The sequence below is a fragment of the Deltaproteobacteria bacterium genome (genome assembly GCA_019308925.1).
Taxonomy (GTDB): domain Bacteria; phylum Desulfobacterota; class B13-G15; order B13-G15; family RBG-16-54-18; genus JAFDHG01.
Map to the genome: position 1 here is coordinate 12,752 of JAFDHG010000013.1, position 17,823 is coordinate 30,574.

The following is a 17,823-nucleotide window of genomic DNA, read 5'->3' on the forward strand; positions in this document are numbered from 1 at the left end:
ATCACTTATGCCAAATATAATTTAAGTGGGGGTGGGTGTCCTGCACCTCCTCCCTGAGGCGTTGAGTGATCTCCTTTATAAAGTAATCAAGCACCGACGGCCTCCTCTTTCGGGCATAGACCACATGGGGCTTTCCCTTTATCCCTGCCATCTTGGCAGCCAACTCTATGGTATCTTCCAAGTTCCCCAGTTTGTCCACCAGCCCTAAGGCCAAGGCCTGTTCCCCGGAGAAGATCCTCCCGTCGGCGATGGCGGCTACCTTTTCGATGGGGAGCCTTCTCCCCTCGGCCACCGCCTTGATAAACTGGCGGTGCACAGTGTCGATCACCTCCTGGAGTAAGGCCTCCTCCTCCGGAGTCATCTCCCTGAAGGGCGAACCGATATCCTTGTGAGGGCCGCTCTTTACCACGTACCCCTTATAACCGATCTTTTTCAGGAGTTCTTCTATATTAGAAAACTGCATCACCACCCCAATACTCCCGGTGATGGTGCCCGGATTGGCCACGATCTTGTCGGCCCCACAGGCCACATAGTACCCCCCTGATGCCGCCACCCCCCCCAGAGAGGCCACCACCTTCTTCACCCTCCTGGCCTTGACCACTTCCCGATAGATCTCCTGGGACGCCCCTACCCCCCCGCCAGGGGAGTCAATGCGCAAAACGATCGCCTTTACTCCACCATCTTCTGTAAAGGACTTGACCCCCCGGATGACCTCCCTGGAATTGGAGATGACCCCGGTGATTTCCACCACCCCTACCTTATCCCCGAGGACGAAGGAGGGGGCCTCCCTCCTAAACATATAGGTCAACAGGAGGATAGACCCCACAAAGACCACCAAGATCACCCCAATGATGATGAGCCCTATCAAGACCGGGTGTTTCTTCATCATCCACCTCCCCCTTGTTTGGAAGGACCTTGCGTTGATAACTCTATTTCCAGCTCCTCAGGGGTTAAGGTTATAACCTTGACCTTGAGGCCGCCGAATTCCTGGTGAAGGATTTTGTCGGCCAACCTGCCCGTCTCACCTTTCAGGACCAACCCCCAGGTGAACTTGGTGGGTTCGATCTCGGTGAGGGCAAACGTCGAAACCTCTACATCCTCTTTGAGGAATTCCTCCACCTTTAGATAAACCCGATAACTCTTGATCCCCGCCACCACCAATTTGACCTTCCGCAAAAGGGGCCTTTCCTCCCCCCTTCCCAAAAGCCCCAGTGACTCCAAACTCTTCTTTATCCCCTTAGTATCCACCAAGACCTCTAGCAAGGCCTGATATCCGGTGGACAGGGGGGTCTCCTCCAGGACCTTATAGCTCAAGACAAATGATTCAGCCCTGTTATAAACCCCTTCGACCAATATCTTATGTTGCTCCTCCATGGCCTGGAACGTGATCATACCCCTCACAGCCTCCTCTACTGCCTTCCTTAACCCATCCTTTACAGCCATCTCCAGGGTAGGGTGCGGGAGGTCATCTCCCCTTTCGCTCTTGCCCAAGACCACAAAGGTCTCCTCCCCCCATCCTAAGCCACAGACACCCAAGAGAAAGAAAACCAAAGGGACAATCAGGACAATCCTCTTCATCTCAGTCCCTTACGACGTTAAGGTACGAGTTATCCAGAGGGGGCCAAAGGCACCCTTCTGATAGACCCGCAACATCCCCGCTCTGATCAGCTCCAAGAGGGCGAGGAAGGTGATGATCAACTCCTCCCGCGAGGCAAAGGGGGTAAAAAGGGACAAAAAGGGTACAGCCTCACCTGTCCCTTGGAGTCTATCCCATAACTCCCTAATCTTATCCCCCAGGGTTACCCTCTCCAAGGTGATTTCATGAAGCTCCTCCACCTCCCGGCGTTGTAGCAGATCGTGCAGCGCATCGATGAGGTGAAAGAGACCTGCCTCTATCTCCCCTTGCTCGGCCTCGATCTCCTGGGCAGGTCTGACAAAGACATCCCTCTCCAATAACTCTTGATGCGACAGACACAAAGCGGCCTCTTTGAACCTCTTATACTCCAAAAGGCGATGGACAAGCTCTGTGCGGGGATCTTCCTCCTCTTCCTCTTCTTCTTGGATGGTTGACGGAAGGAGCATCCTAGACTTTATATACATAAGGGTAGCCGCCATCAACAAAAATTCCCCCGCGATATTGAGGTCGAGGGCCTTCATTATCCTTATATATTCTAAGTATTGTTCAGTGATCAAGGCGATGGGGATGTCGTATATATCCAATTGATTCTGCTTGATCAGATGAAGCAATAGGTCTAAAGGTCCCTCAAAAACATCGACCTTTACCTGATAAAGCTCCATGGCTATATCTCCATGGCCTCCCTCGCCTCAGTCATGGTGTTCTGGGCCACCGCTGTCGCCCTTTCGGTCCCTTCACGGATGATCTCCTCTACCTCACCTAAATGGGTGAGGTAGTAATCCCTCTTCTCCTGGATAGGGGCCAGATATTCTTTCACCCTCTTGACCAAGATTCTTTTGCACTCGGTGCATCCTATTCCAGCCCGACGACAATCCCTATCGATCTCCCGGACAACCTCGGGATCAGTATAGATGCGGTGATAGGAGAAGACGCTGCACACCTCTGGGTCCCCTGGATCCTTCCTGTATCCCCTTTGAGGGTCTGTGATCATCTGCTCGATCTTGGCCGCCAGGACCTCTTCAGGGTCAGAGATATAGATGGCGTTGTTGTAGCTCTTACTCATCTTCCTCCCATCGATCCCCAGCAGGTTGGGGACTTCCGTTAATAACGCCTCGGGAAGGGGGAACACCTCTCGATATAGATAGTTAAACCTGCGGGCTATCTCCCTGGTGATCTCTAAATGGGGGAGTTGATCCCTGCCCACGGGGACATAATTACCCTTGTACATGAGGATGTCGGCGGCCTGCAGCACGGGATATCCGAGAAAGCCATAAGTCCCCAGCTCTTTGTCCCCCAGCTCTTCTTGCTGCTCCTTGTATGTGGGGTTGCGCTCCAACCAACCGAGGGGGGTGATCATGGACAGCAGGAGATGGAGCTCTGCATGTTCCTTTATCCACGACTGGACAAAGAGGGTGCTGCGCTGGGGATCTAGGCCCACACTCAACCAATCGATGAACATCTCGGTCAAACTCTCGTTGATGACGGAGGTATTCTTGTATTCAGAGGTCAAGGCGTGCCAATCCGCAGCGAAATAAAAGCATTCATACTCGTCCTGGAGACCCCGCCAGTTCTCTAGGATGCCGTGAATATGCCCCAAGTGGGTCTTGCCGGTGGGACGCATGCCGCTTACTACCCGCCTCTTCTCCATATCATATTCCTCCCTAAATATGTGGTCCCAAAAAGAGTTGCACGCCGAACATTATGACAGGGAAGACAACGAAATTGACCACCTGGGTGATGATCAAAAAGATGAGGATCAAGAACCCATAGGGCTCTACCTTAGCAAAGGTCTCTGCCTTCTCCGGGGGAAGAAGCCCAGCCAGGACCCTACCTCCATCAAGGGGAGGGATGGGGATGATATTGAAGATGGCCAGCCCCAGGTTGATCACCACGCCCACCTTTAACATGAGCAGGATGGGAACAAATATCTTGAGGAGCAGAGGAAAGTTGGGAAGGGAAAGCTGGAGCAGGAACCGGAAGGCGATGGCGAAGACCCCTGCCAGCAGGACATTGGTCACCGGACCAGCCAAGGCCACCCACATCATATCTCTGCGGGGGTCCTTGAAATTTAAGGGGTTTACCGGCACCGGCTTGGCCCAACCGATCATCCTGGTGAAAAAGAAGACCAAGGTCCCCACCAGATCGAGGTGTTTGATGGGGTTGAGGGTAAGCCTGCCTGCCAACCGCGGCGTCGGATCCCCCAACCGGTCGGCCACCCACCCATGGGCGACCTCATGTAAGGTCACAGCCAATAGGATGGGAAGGACTAAGATGGAGATTTGTTGAATGGTTGAACCCACGTCCGCCTCAGGGATAAAATTTTCCCCTAAATTATCAGAGCGAAACAATAAAGTCAAACTCGCTCAGCCAGGTAATTGGCGCGAACATACCTTACTTCATCTTCTTTGGTCTTGACCTTGTCTTCGAGGCGGGCCAGGAGGAGGGAATCAAGGATCTCACGGTAGATAGGACCTGGTTGGATACCCAACTCCTGCAGATCCTTCCCCCGCAGAATCACCTTCATATCTTTGAGCTTGGTGAAGAAGAGGGAGACCGACTTCTTTACCTCCTTCTCATCTGTCTTGGCCATCAAATAGAGAAGGACCTCGATGGAAATGGGCTTAAAAAGGGCATATATCTCCTTGGGCCTCATCCGCCTTTTGCGGGCCTTTTGCAGTATGGTGAACCCTTCCCTTCTCCCCTCTATCAATCTCTTTCTGTACCGTGGGGAAAGGGAGAGCCTCTGGGCCATCTCTTCCAACCCTTCCGGCTGCAACTGATCGGCCAAACCGAAGAGATAGACCATCCATTTCAAATAGCCCCCCCCTAAAAAGAGGAGATCAAACCAGCTGATCACCTCATATATCCTGGCCAGCAGGGCCTTGGTCTGAGAGTTATAATCCAAACAAGGATGGATGAATTTGAGGAGATCGAACTCCGCCATCCTCTCCAGTATGGGAAGGGGATTTTCCTCTCGCAGGATCAGCTCCAGCTCCGAGAAGAGCCTCGCCCCGCTCAACCTCTCCAAAAAACCCATGGAGATGGCGTTTTTGATCAGGTTCTGGGTATGCTTCCCGATTTGAAAGCCAAACCTCTGTTCAAAACGGATGGCCCGAAAGATGCGTGATGGATCCTCCACGAAACTGAGGTTGTGCAGGACCCTAACCACCCCCTCCTTCAGATCCCTCTGGCCCCCAAAGAAGTCGAGGAGATGGCCAAAGGCACCTGGTCTCAGCTCGATGGCCAAGGTATTTATGGTAAAGTCCCGGCGGAAGAGGTCCATCTTTATGGAACTGAGCTCTACAGTCGGAAGGGCGGCCGGGCGTTCATAGTATTCCATCCTCGCCGTGGCCACATCGATCTTATATCCATTGGAGAAGAGGATGGTGGCGGTCTTCATCCTTTTGTGTACCTTCACTCGGCATCCACTTTTGGCACCGAAGACCTGGGCAAAGCGGATACCATCCTCCTCCACCACCACATCGATATCGTAGTTCTCCTTCCTCAAGATCAGATCCCTGACAAAGCCTCCCACGGCATATACCTTATACCCTAACTCCTCCCCCACCTGACCTAATGCACGCAGCAGAGAGATGACCTGGAGGGGCAGTCTCTCATCCATGAGCTTGGTGAGCACCTTTTTCCTCGCATAGATGGGACCCAGAGGAGAAGGGGTAAGGGCATCGTGCAGGGCCCGCAAGAGGTCCGTCCTGGTGATCCCCCCGATCAACCTCCCCCCCTCTACCACCGGCAGAAACCTCTGATTCTCCCCCACGATGTAACCCTGCACCTCTCGCAAAGGGGTCCCAGGCCCCACAACAGAAAAATCGGTTGTCATATATTCCCTTACCGAAAGGCCCCCCAGGCCATGGAGGGTGGCCTTCTCCACGGTTGGCCGCGAGATCAGACCCACCAAGTTCTCCCCCATTAAGACAGGCAACACGTTGATATTATAATACTTGCTCAATATCCCATGGGCCTCTTCTAGGGTGTCTCCCTCCTGGATGGTCTTGAGGGGATGGATCATGATATCCTTGGCCCTTATCTTAGGTTTGACCACCTCATGTAAGATCCCCAACAGTCTTTCTTTGGCCTGTACCAGGGTCAAATCCCTGATGGTGGCTGAGGCTGCAGTGGGATGTCCGCCCCCACCGAACTCTACGGCCACCTCGGCCACATTCACCTCCTCCACCCTGCTCCTGCCGATGAGATAGGTTCGATCCTCCATCCTGATCAAGGCGAAGACGACATTGAGGTTCTCCATGTCCTTCAGCTTATGGACCAGGACCGCCACGTCTCCAATATACCTATCGGACGAGCCGGTAGTTACCACCACCTCCACCCCCCGGATATTATATCGCTCTGCCGAACGGATGAGGTCATTGAGCAGAAAGACCTGCTCGGCGGTCAACTCCCTAGTGATCATATCGGAGATGCTGTTGAGGCTCGCCCCTTTCGTGAGGAGATAGGCAGCAGCGTAAAAGTCTTCTTTAGTGGTGGAGCTAAAGGTGAGAGATCCTGTATCCTCGTAGATCCCCAACATCATGATGGTCGCCTCATCAGGGGTGATTCTGATCCCCTTCTGCCTCAATATCCTGAGGAGAATGGTAATGGTGGCCCCTGTCTCCTCTATGACCTCCAGAGTCCCCCTCACATCGTCTGTTGAAGGGGGATGGTGGTCGTAGATATGTATCTCCAAACCGGGTTTGTCCACAATCTCGACAAATTTCCCTATGCGGGACCTCTGCCTCGTATCCACCATGATAAGCCTTCTGATATCTTCCAGTTCTATGTCCTTCACCCTATCCGCTTCCAGGATATAGAAGCTAGAGCGGACAAAGAAGTCCCGCAAACCCTTTTCCTGAGACCCGGGGAATACCAACTTGGCCTCAGGGTAGAGCTTTTGGGCCGCCAACATGGAGGCCAAGGCGTCAAAATCCGCATTGATATGGGTGATGATGACATCCACCAAGATATCCCCCAAATTTTTTATAACCTAGACAATGCGGTATTGTAAAAAATGGGCGTAATGATTATCTTGCACTATGACCCCTTATATGATAGAAGTTATTCTTTATTAAAGGGGTAAGGAGGGCATAGATGGCCAGATGCCTCAGGTGCGGTAATACCTCTGCTTTTAACGTGTGGTGCTCCATTCAGAAGGTCCTGGAAGTAGAGCTCAATGAAAAAGAAGAGCTGGTAGAAATCATAGGGGAACCTGAGGATGAAAGCTTCCATAGTTTAGAAGATATCGAACTGATGGAGGACGATTTGGCCTTCGCGATGGTAAGTTGTGCATGGTGTGGAAGCAAGGAAATAGAGATAGATGGAAAAGAAGAAGTAATCTCCCTCCGCATCCGACATTGAGGAACAAAAACTAATCATCCCTCCTTCCCAGGGGGAAGGGTGAGCTTGACCACCTGTCCCACCTCCCCTAAGAGCCCAAACTCCCTGCCATCAAAGATCACCTTTACGCCACCTGCGTTTCCTATCAAGAGTTCAAAACAGTGAGGCCCCCTACGGGTGTACCTGTCCCCTGGAGAAAGGGTGACATCAAAGGGGGGGGATGACCCCTCCTTTATCTCTACCCATGTCCTCTCCGAGGCCTCGATGACAAGGACATGTTCTCGTCCAGGCAAGGCCTCCTCTTTCTCCTGCGCACCACCTTTAGGCAGAGGCGTTGATTCCTCCGCCGAAGGAGTGAGGGAAGGGGCCTGCAAATTGCCAGGGGGAGATGTAACCTCCTGCTCTGTGTAGGTCCCTTTGATGGATGCCTCCTCTACTCGCTCCCTGGGGCCTTGTCCAATCAGTAAGAGGAAAAGGACTATTATGATCATCAAGAGGATGGCCCCAGCAACAATGTACTTTTTGGGTACTTCCTTCTCCCTTTCGAGGAAGGGCTCTTCTGTCCCCTTGGTCGGGTATTCCTTTTGCCACTCTTTATATCTGAACAGGACCTCTTCGGGGTCCAACCCAATATATCTGGCGTAGGCCTCTATGAAACCCTTCACAAAGACCTCTGGAGGCAGAACCTCTCGTTGATCCTCTTCAATGGCCTCCAAGATGGTGCGACGAATCTTAGTGGCCCGGCAGATCTCCTCTAACGAGGCCTTTCTTGCCTCTCGCTCTTTTCTTAGATAGGCACCAAAACTTTCCATCTCCACCTTCACCATACCATATAGCGCCCTATGACTTTTGTCAATTTCTTCTTAAGCGAGGCCAAACTCCCGCAAGGCATAATCCTTCTTCGTCCAGTCCTTCTGCACCCTCACCCAAAGGTCCAGGTATACCTTGGCACCCAGGAGCTGCTCCAGGTCCATCCTGGCCCGTTTTCCGATCTCTTTCAACATCCTTCCACCCTTCCCAATGAGAATCCCCTTCTGAGATTCCCTCTCTATATTGATAGAGGTCCTTATCCAGATCACTCCCCCCTCCCTCTCCTTAAAATCCTCCACCACCACCGCACATGAATAGGGGATCTCCTGATGGGTCAGGTAAAAGATCTTCTCCCGGATGATCTCCCTCGCCATAAACCTCTCCGTCTGATCGGTGATGAAGTCATCCGGATAGTACTTGGGACCAGGGGGAAGGAATGCTATAATCTCTTTTTCTAAGCGGTCCACTCCGGTGCCCAAGAGGGCCGATATCCGCATGACCTTGGTATAAGGGAAAGGGGGTTCTGGCAAGGCACCACCTCCTTTTACCAGATCGACCTTGTTGATCAATAAGATGACCGGGGCCTTTATCCCCTCAAGGACCTCCCATACTATCTCCTCCCCTTGTAGGAAGGGTCGGAAGGCCTCTACCATGTGGAGGACTATATCGGCATCTTGCAAGGCACCTTTGGTCGCATTGAGCATATATCTGTTGTGTTTTGAGGTGTCCTCATGGATCCCAGGGGTATCTACAAAGATGATCTGGGCATGAGGAAGGGTCTTGACCCCGAGGATCCTATTCCAAGTGGTCTGTGGTTTGGGTGAGACGATGGCAATCTTCTCCCCCAGGAAACGATTGAGGAGGGTGGACTTCCCCACATTGGGCCGCCCAATAATGGGGACAAAACCCGAATGGAAATCATCTTCCTGCTTCTCCAATCCCCTCCTCCTTCTTTTTTTTGATGGTGTAACGGATGAGCCCCTTGATGACCTGACTCCTCTTGGCCCCTCCGAGGATCACTTTTAGGTCTTCATAGACCGAGGGGTCGTTGATGATGGCCCCCAAACTTCCCTCTCCCCTTTCTACCTTCTTGACGATGTTATTTAAAGATTGGGCGACGGAAGAGAGCTCCTTCATCAGGTCATCCAGGGATGAAGAGGCCATTGATAGATCCTTTACCAGATCCCCTCCTTCCTTGCTGACGATGGTGCTCAAAGACCGGGAGGTATCGGAGAGCTCCTTTATCAAATCATCCAGGGAGGCAGAGGCCACCGACAGATTCCTCACCAACTTCCCCCCAGCAGGATCATATAAGACAGCATGGAGAAACCCCTTCCCGGACCTCACCTGGGTGCTGATCTCCTTGATGTCCACCAAGATGGTATTGATGACATCGATGACCGCCTCGGTTTTGGCCACATAGGCGAAGAGGTCGATGGGATCAACACTCTTTATTCGTGCCCTGCCCGACAAGACCTTGTTCTCAGGTGACCCCAGGGTGATCTCCACATATTTATCACCCAACAGGCCCATGGTCTGAATGGTGGCTATAGAGTCCTCCCGGATCCTTTCTTGAATCCCCTTATTTATCTTCATCTCTACCTTGATGGTCTTTTCCTCTATATCTCCCGCGAAATAGATGGCGCTAACCCTGCCCACTGTAAGGCCGGCCAATCTCACCGGAGCGCCAACGACCAGCCCCTTGATGTTGGAGAAGCAGGCCCAAAGGGTGTATTGACTCTGAAAGTACCTCTGATGGCTCCCGATAGCGAAGATGACCACGGCGAAAAGGACCAGGATGATCACCACAAAGGCCCCTACCTTTATCTCGGTAAATTTAGTCGATCTCATCCTCTCCTCCTTTTATTCTCCTTCAGTGACCTCATCGGCGATAAATGCCCTTACCTCTTTGAGTTCAGAGGAGACAAACTCCTCCTTGGTCCCCACCATGGCGATCTTCCCTCTATGTAAGAGGACCAAACGATCTGTCACCGCATAGGCGCTGTCCAGATCGTGGGTGACCACGATGGAGGTGACCTTTAATATCTTCTGGATCTCAACAATAAGGTGGTTTATCCTCTTGATATTGGCCGGATCAAGACCTGTGGTGGGTTCATCGTACAGGATGATCTCTGGATCGATGGCGATGGCCCTGGCCAGGGCCACCCTCTTCTTCATCCCCCCACTCAGCTCTGCAGGCATCTTGTCCTCCACCCCCTCCAAACCCACCAAGCGCAGTTTCTCTTTCACCATCCTCTGGATCTCTCCTTCGGGGAGACGGAAGTGCTCCCTGATAGGATAGGCCACGTTCTCCCCGGCACTGAGGGAATCAAAGAGGGCAGCACCTTGAAAGAGCATCCCCATTTTTCTCCTAATGGGGAGCAGCTCATGTTCCCTGAGGGGCACAATATCCCTCCCCTCGATGCATATTTCTCCTTGATTGGGCTTTTCCAAGCCAGTGATAAGCCTGAGCAGGACGCTCTTACCCGTGCCACTACCACCCAAGATGGTGATGGTCTCCCCCTTTTTTATCCCTAGCTTCAGTCCCTGCAAGACCTGGAGGTCGTCGTAGGATTTATAGATATCTTTGATTTCGATGATCGACCTTTTCATCTTCTAGAGTAACATAAATAACTTGGTCAAAAAGAAGTCAGACACCAAGACCATAATGGAGACCAAGACCACAGTAGTGGTGGTGGAGCGGCCAACCCCCTCGGTCCCCCCCTTGGTAACCATCCCCTGATAGCACCCGATGACCGCGATGATGAAGCCAAAGAAGAAGGCCTTACCCACCCCGCTGGCCATATCCTGTAAAGATATATTCTCCAAGATAGTGGTAAAATAGTAGTAGGAGTTGACCTGAAGCTCTAAGACACTGATAATGAGCCCCCCCAAGATACCCAAGATGTCGGCCACAATGGTGAGAAGGGGGAGGACCAATACCGTTGCGACCAATTTGGGGACCACCAGTTTCTTCACGGGATTGGCCCCCATAACCCGGATGGCATCGATCTGCTCGGTCACCTTCATGGAACCGATCTCAGCGGTAATACCTGAACCTACCCTCCCCCCCACCATGATGGCGGTGAAGACCGGCCCTATTTCCCTTACCATGGATATGGCCACCACCACCCCAATAAACCCTTTGGCCCCAAAACGGCTCAGGGCATAGGCGGTCTGCAGGGCCAAGACCATCCCCGCAAAGATGGCGATGACATTGACCACTGTCAAGGAACGAATGCCGATGTAATCCATCTCCTGCACGATAAGCCCTAGTTGGTAGGGTGGTCTAATCCCATAATAGACTGCCTGAAGGAGGAGGTGGGTAGCCCCACCCACATACATGAGGGCAGATCTCAATTGCTGCAGGATGAGATAGGCCAGTTCCTTCAATGGCGTCCCTTGGGTTGGAGGAAGTTGAGGCCAGCAAGAAATTGGCGGAACGTCTCCACCTTGCGGGGAAACACCTCAAGTGGTGACCAAAAGATCATGTCATAGACCAGGCCCTCACTTTTCACCACATAGATCTCAGCCTTTACCTCGGTCCCCTCCACCTGCCCCTCTAACACAGTTCTCAAGGCCTCTCTCCCGTTGACCTTCGCGGTGTCTTGGGCGATGATCTTCTTGCGCTCGAAGGCGATGAGCAGATGACGGGTGAGGTTGGGCAGGTCCAAATCCCTCTTCAATGGGCTCACATTTAACACGATGGTCGCCCCTTCCTGAGGATCCCAAAGGGCAAGATCTACCTCCTCCCAAGACAATAACATCCAACCGCCCTGGGGGAGGAGGAGTTCAAAATATCCCTGGGGATCGCGATATCTCCCCCCCTCCACCAAATTTAAGGTAGGAGCACAACTTAACCACCAGAGGGGAAAAAGGAGAAAGGAAATTACCAGATATTTGAAATATAGTTTGGACATTTTAAAATACCTTATAGGACTTCAAGGGTAAAGTCAACCACATCAGACTCGGCTCCCTCTTTTGGAGTTGAAAGCAACGAGGTTATATGGTAATTGTAGGTAGCCAAAGTTTGAGGAGAGGAGAAAAGATATGTTAGGAGTGAACAAGGTGATCTTGGTAGGGAATTTAGGGGCTGATCCTGAGGTCAGGTACTCCAGCACGGGGACTGCAGTTACCAGCTTCAGGATCGCCACCAGTGAAAACTGGACCAATAAGGAGGGAGAAAGGGAGACCAGAACCGAGTGGCATCGGGTGGTGGCCTTCGGAAAATTGGGGGAGATATGTGCGGAATATCTGAGTAAGGGGAGACAGGTATATGTGGAGGGGCGGCTCAGGTCCCGCTCATGGGAGGACAAAGAGGGCAACAAGAGGTGGGTAACAGAGGTGGCGGCCACCAACATGGTGATGTTGGGGGCAGCTGGGGAACAGATCAAGGGGATGGAGGGTGAACCCGTAGAGGAACCTCCAGAGTTAACCAAGGAAGAAGACGACATCCCCTTTTGAGATGAGTATGGACTCTGAAGGTATTTTAGGGCTTGCCTTCAGGGGGATTTGTCCCCCCTGAAACCCCATATAAGATAGGGTTCGAGGATTCTAGGATTCGAGGGTTCAAGGGTTTTATTTTTCACTAGAACCCTGGGCCCCTAGACCCCTTGAATCCTATGATTTAAATCCTTGAATCCTATATTTTACATAGGCGGAGGTGAACCCAAGCCCTTATTTTCGTTTGGGTTAAAAGATATACCGCCTCGCCCTGACGTTAAGAAGGAGACCTATTCCCATTAAATTGACAATGGCAGAAGAACCGCCATAGCTTAAAAAGGGCAGGGGCAGACCTACTACAGGCATAATCCCCAAGACCATGCCCACATTTATCACTACATGCCAAAATATCATGGCCGTTACCCCAAAGGCGAGGATGGCCCCATACCTATCCTTTGCCCTAACACTTATGTTGAGGCCCCAAAGGATCAGGGCTAAATAGAGGGCCAGGACCAGCCCACAGCCAACAAACCCCCACTCCTCTCCCACAACGGCGAAGATAAAATCCGTATGGTGCGCGGGAAGAAACTGGAGTTTACACTGGGTACCATGAAGATACCCCTTCCCCCATACTCCTCCAGAGCCGACAGCGATCTTGGACTGGATTATATGATAGCCTGCCCCTAAGGGATCCATATCGGGGTTTAAGAAGGTGAGGACCCTGGTGCGTTGATAATCCTTCAGCCCAGCCCAACAAAAAGGGGTGGCAATGATGACCACCATTAACAATATGATGAGGGATCGGAAGCGGATCTTGACGAACATGACTATGGAGAAAAAGATAAAGACCAAGACCAAGGCCGTCCCCAAATCAGGTTGCTTGGCGATCAGCAGGGTGGGCAGCAGGGTGATGACCGCCGGGATGAAGAGTTCCCTCAGTCGATACCCCTCTTTCCTCTCATAATGAGCAAAATGGCTGGCGAGGGCGAGGATGAGGGCAATCTTCATTAGCTCCGAGGGCTGAAGGGTGAAAAGTCCTATCCTTATCCACCGTTGGACCCCCCCCACCACCATCGCATAGATGAGCACACAGACTATGGCCAGAAGGGCCAAGATGTAAATGTGATAAGCAAACTCTTTATAATAGCGGTAGTCAACCAAAAATACCAGCAGGCCAAGAAATACCCCTATCCCCAACCAACAAAGCTGCCTCTGATAGAAGAGGAATTCCCCTCCAGGTAGGTTGATGGTGGCACTGTAGAGGTTGATGATCCCTATCGTCATCAGGGCAAGGGTCAGGGTGATCAGCTTACCATCCAGTTGACCCCACAGCCTCCTGACGATCATTTTTCCCTTCGTTTAAGATATAGATATCTCCTTATCATCTCCCGGGCCAAGGGGGCGGCGGCAGAGCCCCCATGCCCTCCATGCTCGATCAACACCACCACCGCAATCTCAGGGTTATGGGCGGGGGCATAGGCCACAAACCATGCGTGATCTCGCGACTCATAGGGCATCTCCTCGGGCTTAGGCCTCCTCCCCCTCCCTCTGAGTTTGACCACCTGTGCGGTGCCCGTCTTCCCAGCTATCTCCACCCCAGCAAGGCGAGCAGCCCTACCCGTCCCATGATCGTCTTTGATTACGCCCACAAGTGCCTCCCTTATCTCATCCAAGGTCTCTGTGGAGACAGGAAGCCTTCCTATCTCCTGGGGTTGATAGTCCACCAGTTCCTTCTTGTCAATGTCCTCCACACGTTTTGCTATCTGCGGTTTGAGGAGGACCCCGCCGTTGGCAATGGAGCTGATGAGGTTGAGTAGTTGTAGGGGGGTTACCAAGATATAACTCTGACCTATGGCCATGGAAATGGTCTCTCCCGTATACCATTGCTCACCCAACCTCTCCCTCTTCCATTCCGCGCTGGGGATCAACCCCTTTTTCTCCCCCTTGAGGTCTATCTCCGTAAGCCTTCCGAGGCCGAAGCCCTTCGCATACCTGCTCAACTTCTCCACTCCCAATCTCTCCCCCACTTGATAGAAGAATATATCGCACGACTCCACTAATCCTCTATGGAGCTTCACCGCCCCATGCCCCCCTCTCCGCCAGCACTGGTACCCCCTCTTTCCCAGGTAATAGATGCCGGAACAATAAAGGGTAGTCTTGGGGGTTATCACCCCCTCCTCCAAACCTGCCGCTGCTGTCACTATCTTGAAGACAGAGCCGGGAGAATAAAGCCCCTGGATCCCCCTGTTTTGCAGGGGGTGTAAGGGGTGGGAGACCAGCTCTTCCCACTCCTCGACCGATATCCCCTCGGCAAAGAGGGCTGGTTGGAAGGAAGGACTGCTGCAAAAGGCCAATATCTCACCAGTTGTGGGGTCCATAGCGATAATGGCCCCTGCCTTTTCGTCCAAGAGCTTCTCCCCGTACCTCTGCAGATCCAGGTCTATTGTCAAGTACAGATTGTGTCCGGGAATAGGGAAGACCTCTTTTAGGACCCGTACCTCTTTCCCCACAGCATCAACCTCCACCTGTCTACCCCCATCGATCCCTCTCAGATGCCCCTCCCATTGCCATTCCACCCCGTATTTTCCCAGGCAGTCCCCCATCTTATAACCCTTTCTGCTTTTCAGCTCCTCCTTATCTATTTCCCCTACATAACCCAATATGTGGGCAGCCACTTCGCCATATGGATACGTCCTTATCGGCCTCATACTTACCTCTACCCCAGGAAGATCCAATCTATAAGTCTTCAAAAGGCTCAATTCCTTCCAAGAGATGTCTGTCTTGATCTTTACCAGTTGAAACGGGGGACGATCCCTATCCTTTATCTTGCGCTCTATCTCCACAGGGGGAAGGTGCAGAAATCGGGAGAGCTTCTTGGTCAACCCTTTCAGGTCGTCCACATCCTCAGGCATCACCATGGCATTAAAGGAGGTGTGATTATCTGCCAATATCCTTCCCTTCCTATCCATGATCATCCCCCGCACAGCGGGGATCTTCCTCAACCGTATCCTATTATTTTCAGAGAGTAGCCGGAGTTCCTGTTCCTTAACTATCTGAAGATACCAAAGCCTTACAAAGATGAAGAAGAAGATGATGACGACGACGAAGACAAAATACCTATGCCTCGGTCTAAATTCCTCTGGCTCCCGCCTTCTTAAGTCCATGGCGGAAAATACCCCCTTCTCCCCTCTCCCCGAGGGCGAATATCTTTGGAGTTATGATAAGGACGACAGGGGCAAAGAACCCTGTACAAAGAATTTGCAAAAGGAAAGAACGAAAGAGGGTGGGAAAGGGGATATGTATACCTCCTCCGATGAGCAAGACGACGGCCAACAGAAAACCATCGACTATCCCTCCAAGAAGTACCATCGCCATCTTGGATATCACGTTTGGGAAATAAAACCTTCCCGCTATCAATGTGGTAAGGAAAAAGACCACCGTCTTGGAGAGGGCATTCAGGCCGATAACTCCTCCCGCTAACACATCTTGCAGCACACCTAGAACGAAAGAGAAACCGCCTCCAAGGGAAAGGGAGTACTTAAGACCATAGACAATCACCACTATAAGGACCACATCGGGGCTGGGGAAACGGGTGGGGAGAAAACCCACGAGGGTGGTCTCCAACACCAACCACCCCACCCCAACAAAGAAAGGGAGTAGAACCCTGAACAAGGCCTTTACCCCTTACCTTCTCCTGCTGGCTTTAAGATTACCAGCACCTCTTCCAGGCGGGAGAAGTCAGCGCTGGGGTTGACCTCTACCTCTTGAAAGAGGCCATATTCTTTCTTTTCTACCCTCACCACCGTTCCCATGAACAGCCCTTTGGGGAAGATCCCACCGAGACCAGAGGTGACGATACGATCGCCGACCTGTATCTCATCCGTTCGAGAGACATACCTCAATTGACACCGAGGGCTACCCTCACCCTCCAAGATCCCCCTCGTTCTGGTCCGCTGTACCAGGGCATCCACTGAGGAATTTCGATCGATAATAAGCAAGATGATGGATGAACCCGTGGAGGTCCTGATCACCTGTCCAACCACCCCCTCCCAGATCACCACCGGCATCCCCTTTCGCACGCCGTCACGTCGCCCCTTGTTTATCACTATTGTCCTGAACCAAGCCGAGGGGGAGTAGGCGATGACCTCAGAGGGGATCATGGCAGCAGGGACCTGTTCCTTAAAGAGGAGGAGACGCCGCAAACGCCTGACAGCCTTGGCTGACTCCCTCAGCTCATCGTTCTCCCTCTGCAAGCGGTACACTTCACCCTGCAGACGAAGGTTTTCCTTTTTGAGGTCTACCAAAAGGATATAGCCTTGAAAGAGGTTAACCATGGAGTCGATGGTCCAATGAAAGGCTCGTTGACAGGGAGAGATAAATCTCAAGACTACGCTATGGAAGAGATCCCCCTCATAGCGCCCACTTATCTGAATGGAGATGAGGGATACAGCGCATACAATAAGAAGGATAATGACGAGAGTGCCACGACGTCTCCTGAGGTCCACCATCCTAATAATGGAGCGTCACCTCCCTCAGGAGATCCATATCATCCAATAGCTTACCCGATCCCATAACCACAGTACAGAGGGGATCGTCCACGATGGTTATGGGGAGGTTTATGACGTTGCGCAACAAGACATCTATATTTTTCAACAAGGCCCCGCCCCCGGTTAAAACTAACCCCTTATCGACGATATCAGAGGCCAGCTCCGGTGGAGTCCTCTCCAAGGTGATCCTTACCACATCCACGATGTCGTTCAGGGAGTCTGTAATGGCCTCCCTCACCTCCCCCACTGCCAGCTCCAAGGTCTTGGGAATACCTGAGACCAAATCCCTTCCTTTGATCTCCATTGTATCCGTGGCATCGTCGGTGGGGAAGGCATTTCCCAAATTGATCTTCACCAGTTCGGCAGTCCTCTCTCCAATGGAGAGATTATATTTCCTCTTCACATACTGAATGATGGCCTCATCCATCTTATCACCCCCCACCCGGATGGAATTGCTGGTGACGATTCCACCCAGGGAGATTACCGCCACCTCTGTGGTCCCTCCTCCTACATCCAAGATCATATTGCCCGAGGCCTCGGTAATGGGGAGTCCTGCCCCGATGGCCGCAGCCATTGGTTCATTGGCTAAGTAGACCTCCCTACACCCGGCCGACTCTGCTGACTCCTTCACCGCCCTCCTCTCCACCGGGGTGATCCCCGAGGGGACACAGACGACCACACGGGGGCGGACGAAGGATCTGCGATTGTGGGCCCTGAAGATAAAATAACGGAGCATCTGCTCTGTTATCTCAAAATCGGCGATGACCCCATCTTTCATCGGACGTATGGGGATGATATTCCCAGGGGTCCTTCCCAACATGCCCTTCGCCTCCTCCCCGATGGCGAGGATTTTCTGATTCCCCCTGGGGTCGCGATACACGGCCACGACCGAAGGCTCATTGGACACTATCCCCTTTCCCTTGACATAGACCAAGGTGTTGGCTGTCCCGAGATCAATGGCCAGATCGGTGGAAAAGAGGCTCATAACAGCATCAAACATAATCTCCCCCTTTTTTATATACAATATAACCTAACAAATAA

General features: G+C 52.2%; 19 protein-coding genes. 2 read left to right on the forward strand and 17 right to left on the reverse strand.

Annotated elements, in window-relative coordinates; all coding sequences use genetic code 11:
• Position 1: 1 nt before the first annotated feature.
• The 6 genes from sppA to JRI46_03375 are packed head-to-tail and all read right to left on the reverse strand — an operon-like array spanning position 2 to position 6,605.
• Positions 2 to 889, reverse strand: a complete 888-nt coding sequence (gene sppA / locus JRI46_03350; protein MBW2038618.1) for a signal peptide peptidase SppA — start codon at positions 887 to 889, stop codon at positions 2 to 4.
• Complete coding sequence (locus JRI46_03355; GenBank protein MBW2038619.1) at positions 886 to 1,578, reverse strand: hypothetical protein; 693 nt, start codon at positions 1,576 to 1,578, stop codon at positions 886 to 888. The genes sppA and JRI46_03355 overlap by 4 nt, the downstream gene beginning before the upstream one ends.
• A 9-nt stretch (positions 1,579 to 1,587) precedes the next feature.
• Complete coding sequence (locus JRI46_03360) at positions 1,588 to 2,298, reverse strand: segregation/condensation protein A (protein MBW2038620.1); 711 nt, start codon at positions 2,296 to 2,298, stop codon at positions 1,588 to 1,590.
• Between the two features lie 2 nt (positions 2,299 to 2,300).
• Positions 2,301 to 3,284, reverse strand: a complete 984-nt coding sequence (gene trpS, locus JRI46_03365; protein MBW2038621.1) for a tryptophan--tRNA ligase — start codon at positions 3,282 to 3,284, stop codon at positions 2,301 to 2,303.
• A gap of 13 nt (positions 3,285 to 3,297) precedes the next feature.
• Positions 3,298 to 3,951, reverse strand: coding sequence for a site-2 protease family protein (locus JRI46_03370; GenBank protein ID MBW2038622.1), 654 nt, complete (start codon positions 3,949 to 3,951; stop codon positions 3,298 to 3,300).
• A 38-nt stretch (positions 3,952 to 3,989) separates the two neighbouring features.
• Entirely contained in the window at positions 3,990 to 6,605 is a 2,616-nt protein-coding gene (locus JRI46_03375; GenBank protein ID MBW2038623.1) for a CBS domain-containing protein, read from the reverse strand.
• 131 nt (positions 6,606 to 6,736) lie between these two features.
• On the opposite strand from JRI46_03375, the gene JRI46_03380 reads away from it, so the two are divergent.
• Positions 6,737 to 7,003, forward strand: coding sequence for a hypothetical protein (locus JRI46_03380; GenBank protein ID MBW2038624.1), 267 nt, complete (start codon positions 6,737 to 6,739; stop codon positions 7,001 to 7,003).
• A gap of 14 nt (positions 7,004 to 7,017) precedes the next feature.
• On the opposite strand, the gene JRI46_03385 is transcribed toward JRI46_03380, so the two are convergent.
• From JRI46_03385 to JRI46_03410, 6 genes are read right to left on the reverse strand one after another with little or no spacing between them, the layout of a single operon-like run.
• Positions 7,018 to 7,809, reverse strand: coding sequence for a helix-turn-helix domain-containing protein (locus tag JRI46_03385; GenBank protein MBW2038625.1), 792 nt, complete (start codon positions 7,807 to 7,809; stop codon positions 7,018 to 7,020).
• Between the two features lie 36 nt (positions 7,810 to 7,845).
• Positions 7,846 to 8,730: a GTPase Era gene (gene era, locus JRI46_03390; protein MBW2038626.1), complete on the reverse strand. Its 885-nt coding sequence runs from the start codon at positions 8,728 to 8,730 to the stop codon at positions 7,846 to 7,848.
• Positions 8,711 to 9,643: an MCE family protein gene (locus JRI46_03395; protein ID MBW2038627.1), complete on the reverse strand. Its 933-nt coding sequence runs from the start codon at positions 9,641 to 9,643 to the stop codon at positions 8,711 to 8,713. The genes era and JRI46_03395 overlap by 20 nt, the downstream gene beginning before the upstream one ends.
• 12 nt (positions 9,644 to 9,655) lie before the next feature.
• Positions 9,656 to 10,393: an ABC transporter ATP-binding protein gene (locus tag JRI46_03400; protein MBW2038628.1), complete on the reverse strand. Its 738-nt coding sequence runs from the start codon at positions 10,391 to 10,393 to the stop codon at positions 9,656 to 9,658.
• Positions 10,394 to 10,408: 15 nt separating this feature from the next.
• On the reverse strand, positions 10,409 to 11,137 hold the full coding sequence (locus JRI46_03405) for an ABC transporter permease (GenBank protein MBW2038629.1): 729 nt from the start codon (positions 11,135 to 11,137) through the stop codon (positions 10,409 to 10,411).
• Positions 11,138 to 11,181: 44 nt separating this feature from the next.
• Positions 11,182 to 11,712: a hypothetical protein gene (locus JRI46_03410; protein MBW2038630.1), complete on the reverse strand. Its 531-nt coding sequence runs from the start codon at positions 11,710 to 11,712 to the stop codon at positions 11,182 to 11,184.
• Positions 11,713 to 11,842: 130 nt separating this feature from the next.
• On the opposite strand from JRI46_03410, the gene JRI46_03415 reads away from it, so the two are divergent.
• Complete coding sequence (locus JRI46_03415) at positions 11,843 to 12,256, forward strand: single-stranded DNA-binding protein (GenBank protein MBW2038631.1); 414 nt, start codon at positions 11,843 to 11,845, stop codon at positions 12,254 to 12,256.
• Between the two features lie 228 nt (positions 12,257 to 12,484).
• Here JRI46_03415 and rodA read toward each other — a convergent pair whose 3' ends face one another.
• The 5 genes from rodA to JRI46_03440 are packed head-to-tail and all read right to left on the reverse strand — an operon-like array spanning position 12,485 to position 17,782.
• Positions 12,485 to 13,582, reverse strand: a complete 1,098-nt coding sequence (gene rodA, locus JRI46_03420; protein ID MBW2038632.1) for a rod shape-determining protein RodA — start codon at positions 13,580 to 13,582, stop codon at positions 12,485 to 12,487.
• Complete coding sequence (gene mrdA, locus JRI46_03425) at positions 13,579 to 15,399, reverse strand: penicillin-binding protein 2 (GenBank protein ID MBW2038633.1); 1,821 nt, start codon at positions 15,397 to 15,399, stop codon at positions 13,579 to 13,581. Before mrdA ends, rodA begins: the two co-directional genes overlap by 4 nt.
• Positions 15,365 to 15,907 carry a rod shape-determining protein MreD gene (gene mreD / locus JRI46_03430; GenBank protein MBW2038634.1) on the reverse strand — a complete coding sequence of 181 codons (543 nt, stop codon included), beginning with the start codon at positions 15,905 to 15,907 and terminating at the stop codon, positions 15,365 to 15,367. The genes mrdA and mreD overlap by 35 nt, the downstream gene beginning before the upstream one ends.
• 5 nt (positions 15,908 to 15,912) lie before the next feature.
• Entirely contained in the window at positions 15,913 to 16,743 is an 831-nt protein-coding gene (gene mreC / locus JRI46_03435) for a rod shape-determining protein MreC (protein ID MBW2038635.1), read from the reverse strand.
• Position 16,744: 1 nt separating this feature from the next.
• The gene (locus JRI46_03440) at positions 16,745 to 17,782 is read right to left on the reverse strand and encodes a rod shape-determining protein (protein ID MBW2038636.1); all 1,038 of its coding nucleotides are present in this window, start codon (positions 17,780 to 17,782) and stop codon (positions 16,745 to 16,747) included.
• Between the last annotated feature and the right edge of the window lie 41 nt (positions 17,783 to 17,823).

What these genes read in the sequence shown, in the direction of transcription:
- sppA (MBW2038618.1), bottom strand. Translation starts at nt 889, where the DNA reads ATGATGAAGAAACACCCGGTCTTGATAGGGCTCATCATCATTGGGGTG.
- JRI46_03355 (MBW2038619.1), bottom strand. Translation starts at nt 1,578, where the DNA reads ATGAAGAGGATTGTCCTGATTGTCCCTTTGGTTTTCTTTCTCTTGGGT.
- JRI46_03360 (MBW2038620.1), bottom strand. Translation starts at nt 2,298, where the DNA reads ATGGAGCTTTATCAGGTAAAGGTCGATGTTTTTGAGGGACCTTTAGAC.
- trpS (MBW2038621.1), bottom strand. Translation starts at nt 3,284, where the DNA reads ATGGAGAAGAGGCGGGTAGTAAGCGGCATGCGTCCCACCGGCAAGACC.
- JRI46_03380 (MBW2038624.1), top strand. Translation starts at nt 6,737, where the DNA reads ATGGCCAGATGCCTCAGGTGCGGTAATACCTCTGCTTTTAACGTGTGG.
- JRI46_03385 (MBW2038625.1), bottom strand. Translation starts at nt 7,809, where the DNA reads ATGGTGAAGGTGGAGATGGAAAGTTTTGGTGCCTATCTAAGAAAAGAG.
- JRI46_03395 (MBW2038627.1), bottom strand. Translation starts at nt 9,643, where the DNA reads ATGAGATCGACTAAATTTACCGAGATAAAGGTAGGGGCCTTTGTGGTG.
- JRI46_03405 (MBW2038629.1), bottom strand. Translation starts at nt 11,137, where the DNA reads ATGTATGTGGGTGGGGCTACCCACCTCCTCCTTCAGGCAGTCTATTAT.
- JRI46_03410 (MBW2038630.1), bottom strand. Translation starts at nt 11,712, where the DNA reads ATGTCCAAACTATATTTCAAATATCTGGTAATTTCCTTTCTCCTTTTT.
- JRI46_03415 (MBW2038631.1), top strand. Translation starts at nt 11,843, where the DNA reads ATGTTAGGAGTGAACAAGGTGATCTTGGTAGGGAATTTAGGGGCTGAT.
- rodA (MBW2038632.1), bottom strand. Translation starts at nt 13,582, where the DNA reads ATGATCGTCAGGAGGCTGTGGGGTCAACTGGATGGTAAGCTGATCACC.
- mrdA (MBW2038633.1), bottom strand. Translation starts at nt 15,399, where the DNA reads ATGGACTTAAGAAGGCGGGAGCCAGAGGAATTTAGACCGAGGCATAGG.
- mreC (MBW2038635.1), bottom strand. Translation starts at nt 16,743, where the DNA reads ATGGTGGACCTCAGGAGACGTCGTGGCACTCTCGTCATTATCCTTCTT.
- JRI46_03440 (MBW2038636.1), bottom strand. Translation starts at nt 17,782, where the DNA reads ATGTTTGATGCTGTTATGAGCCTCTTTTCCACCGATCTGGCCATTGAT.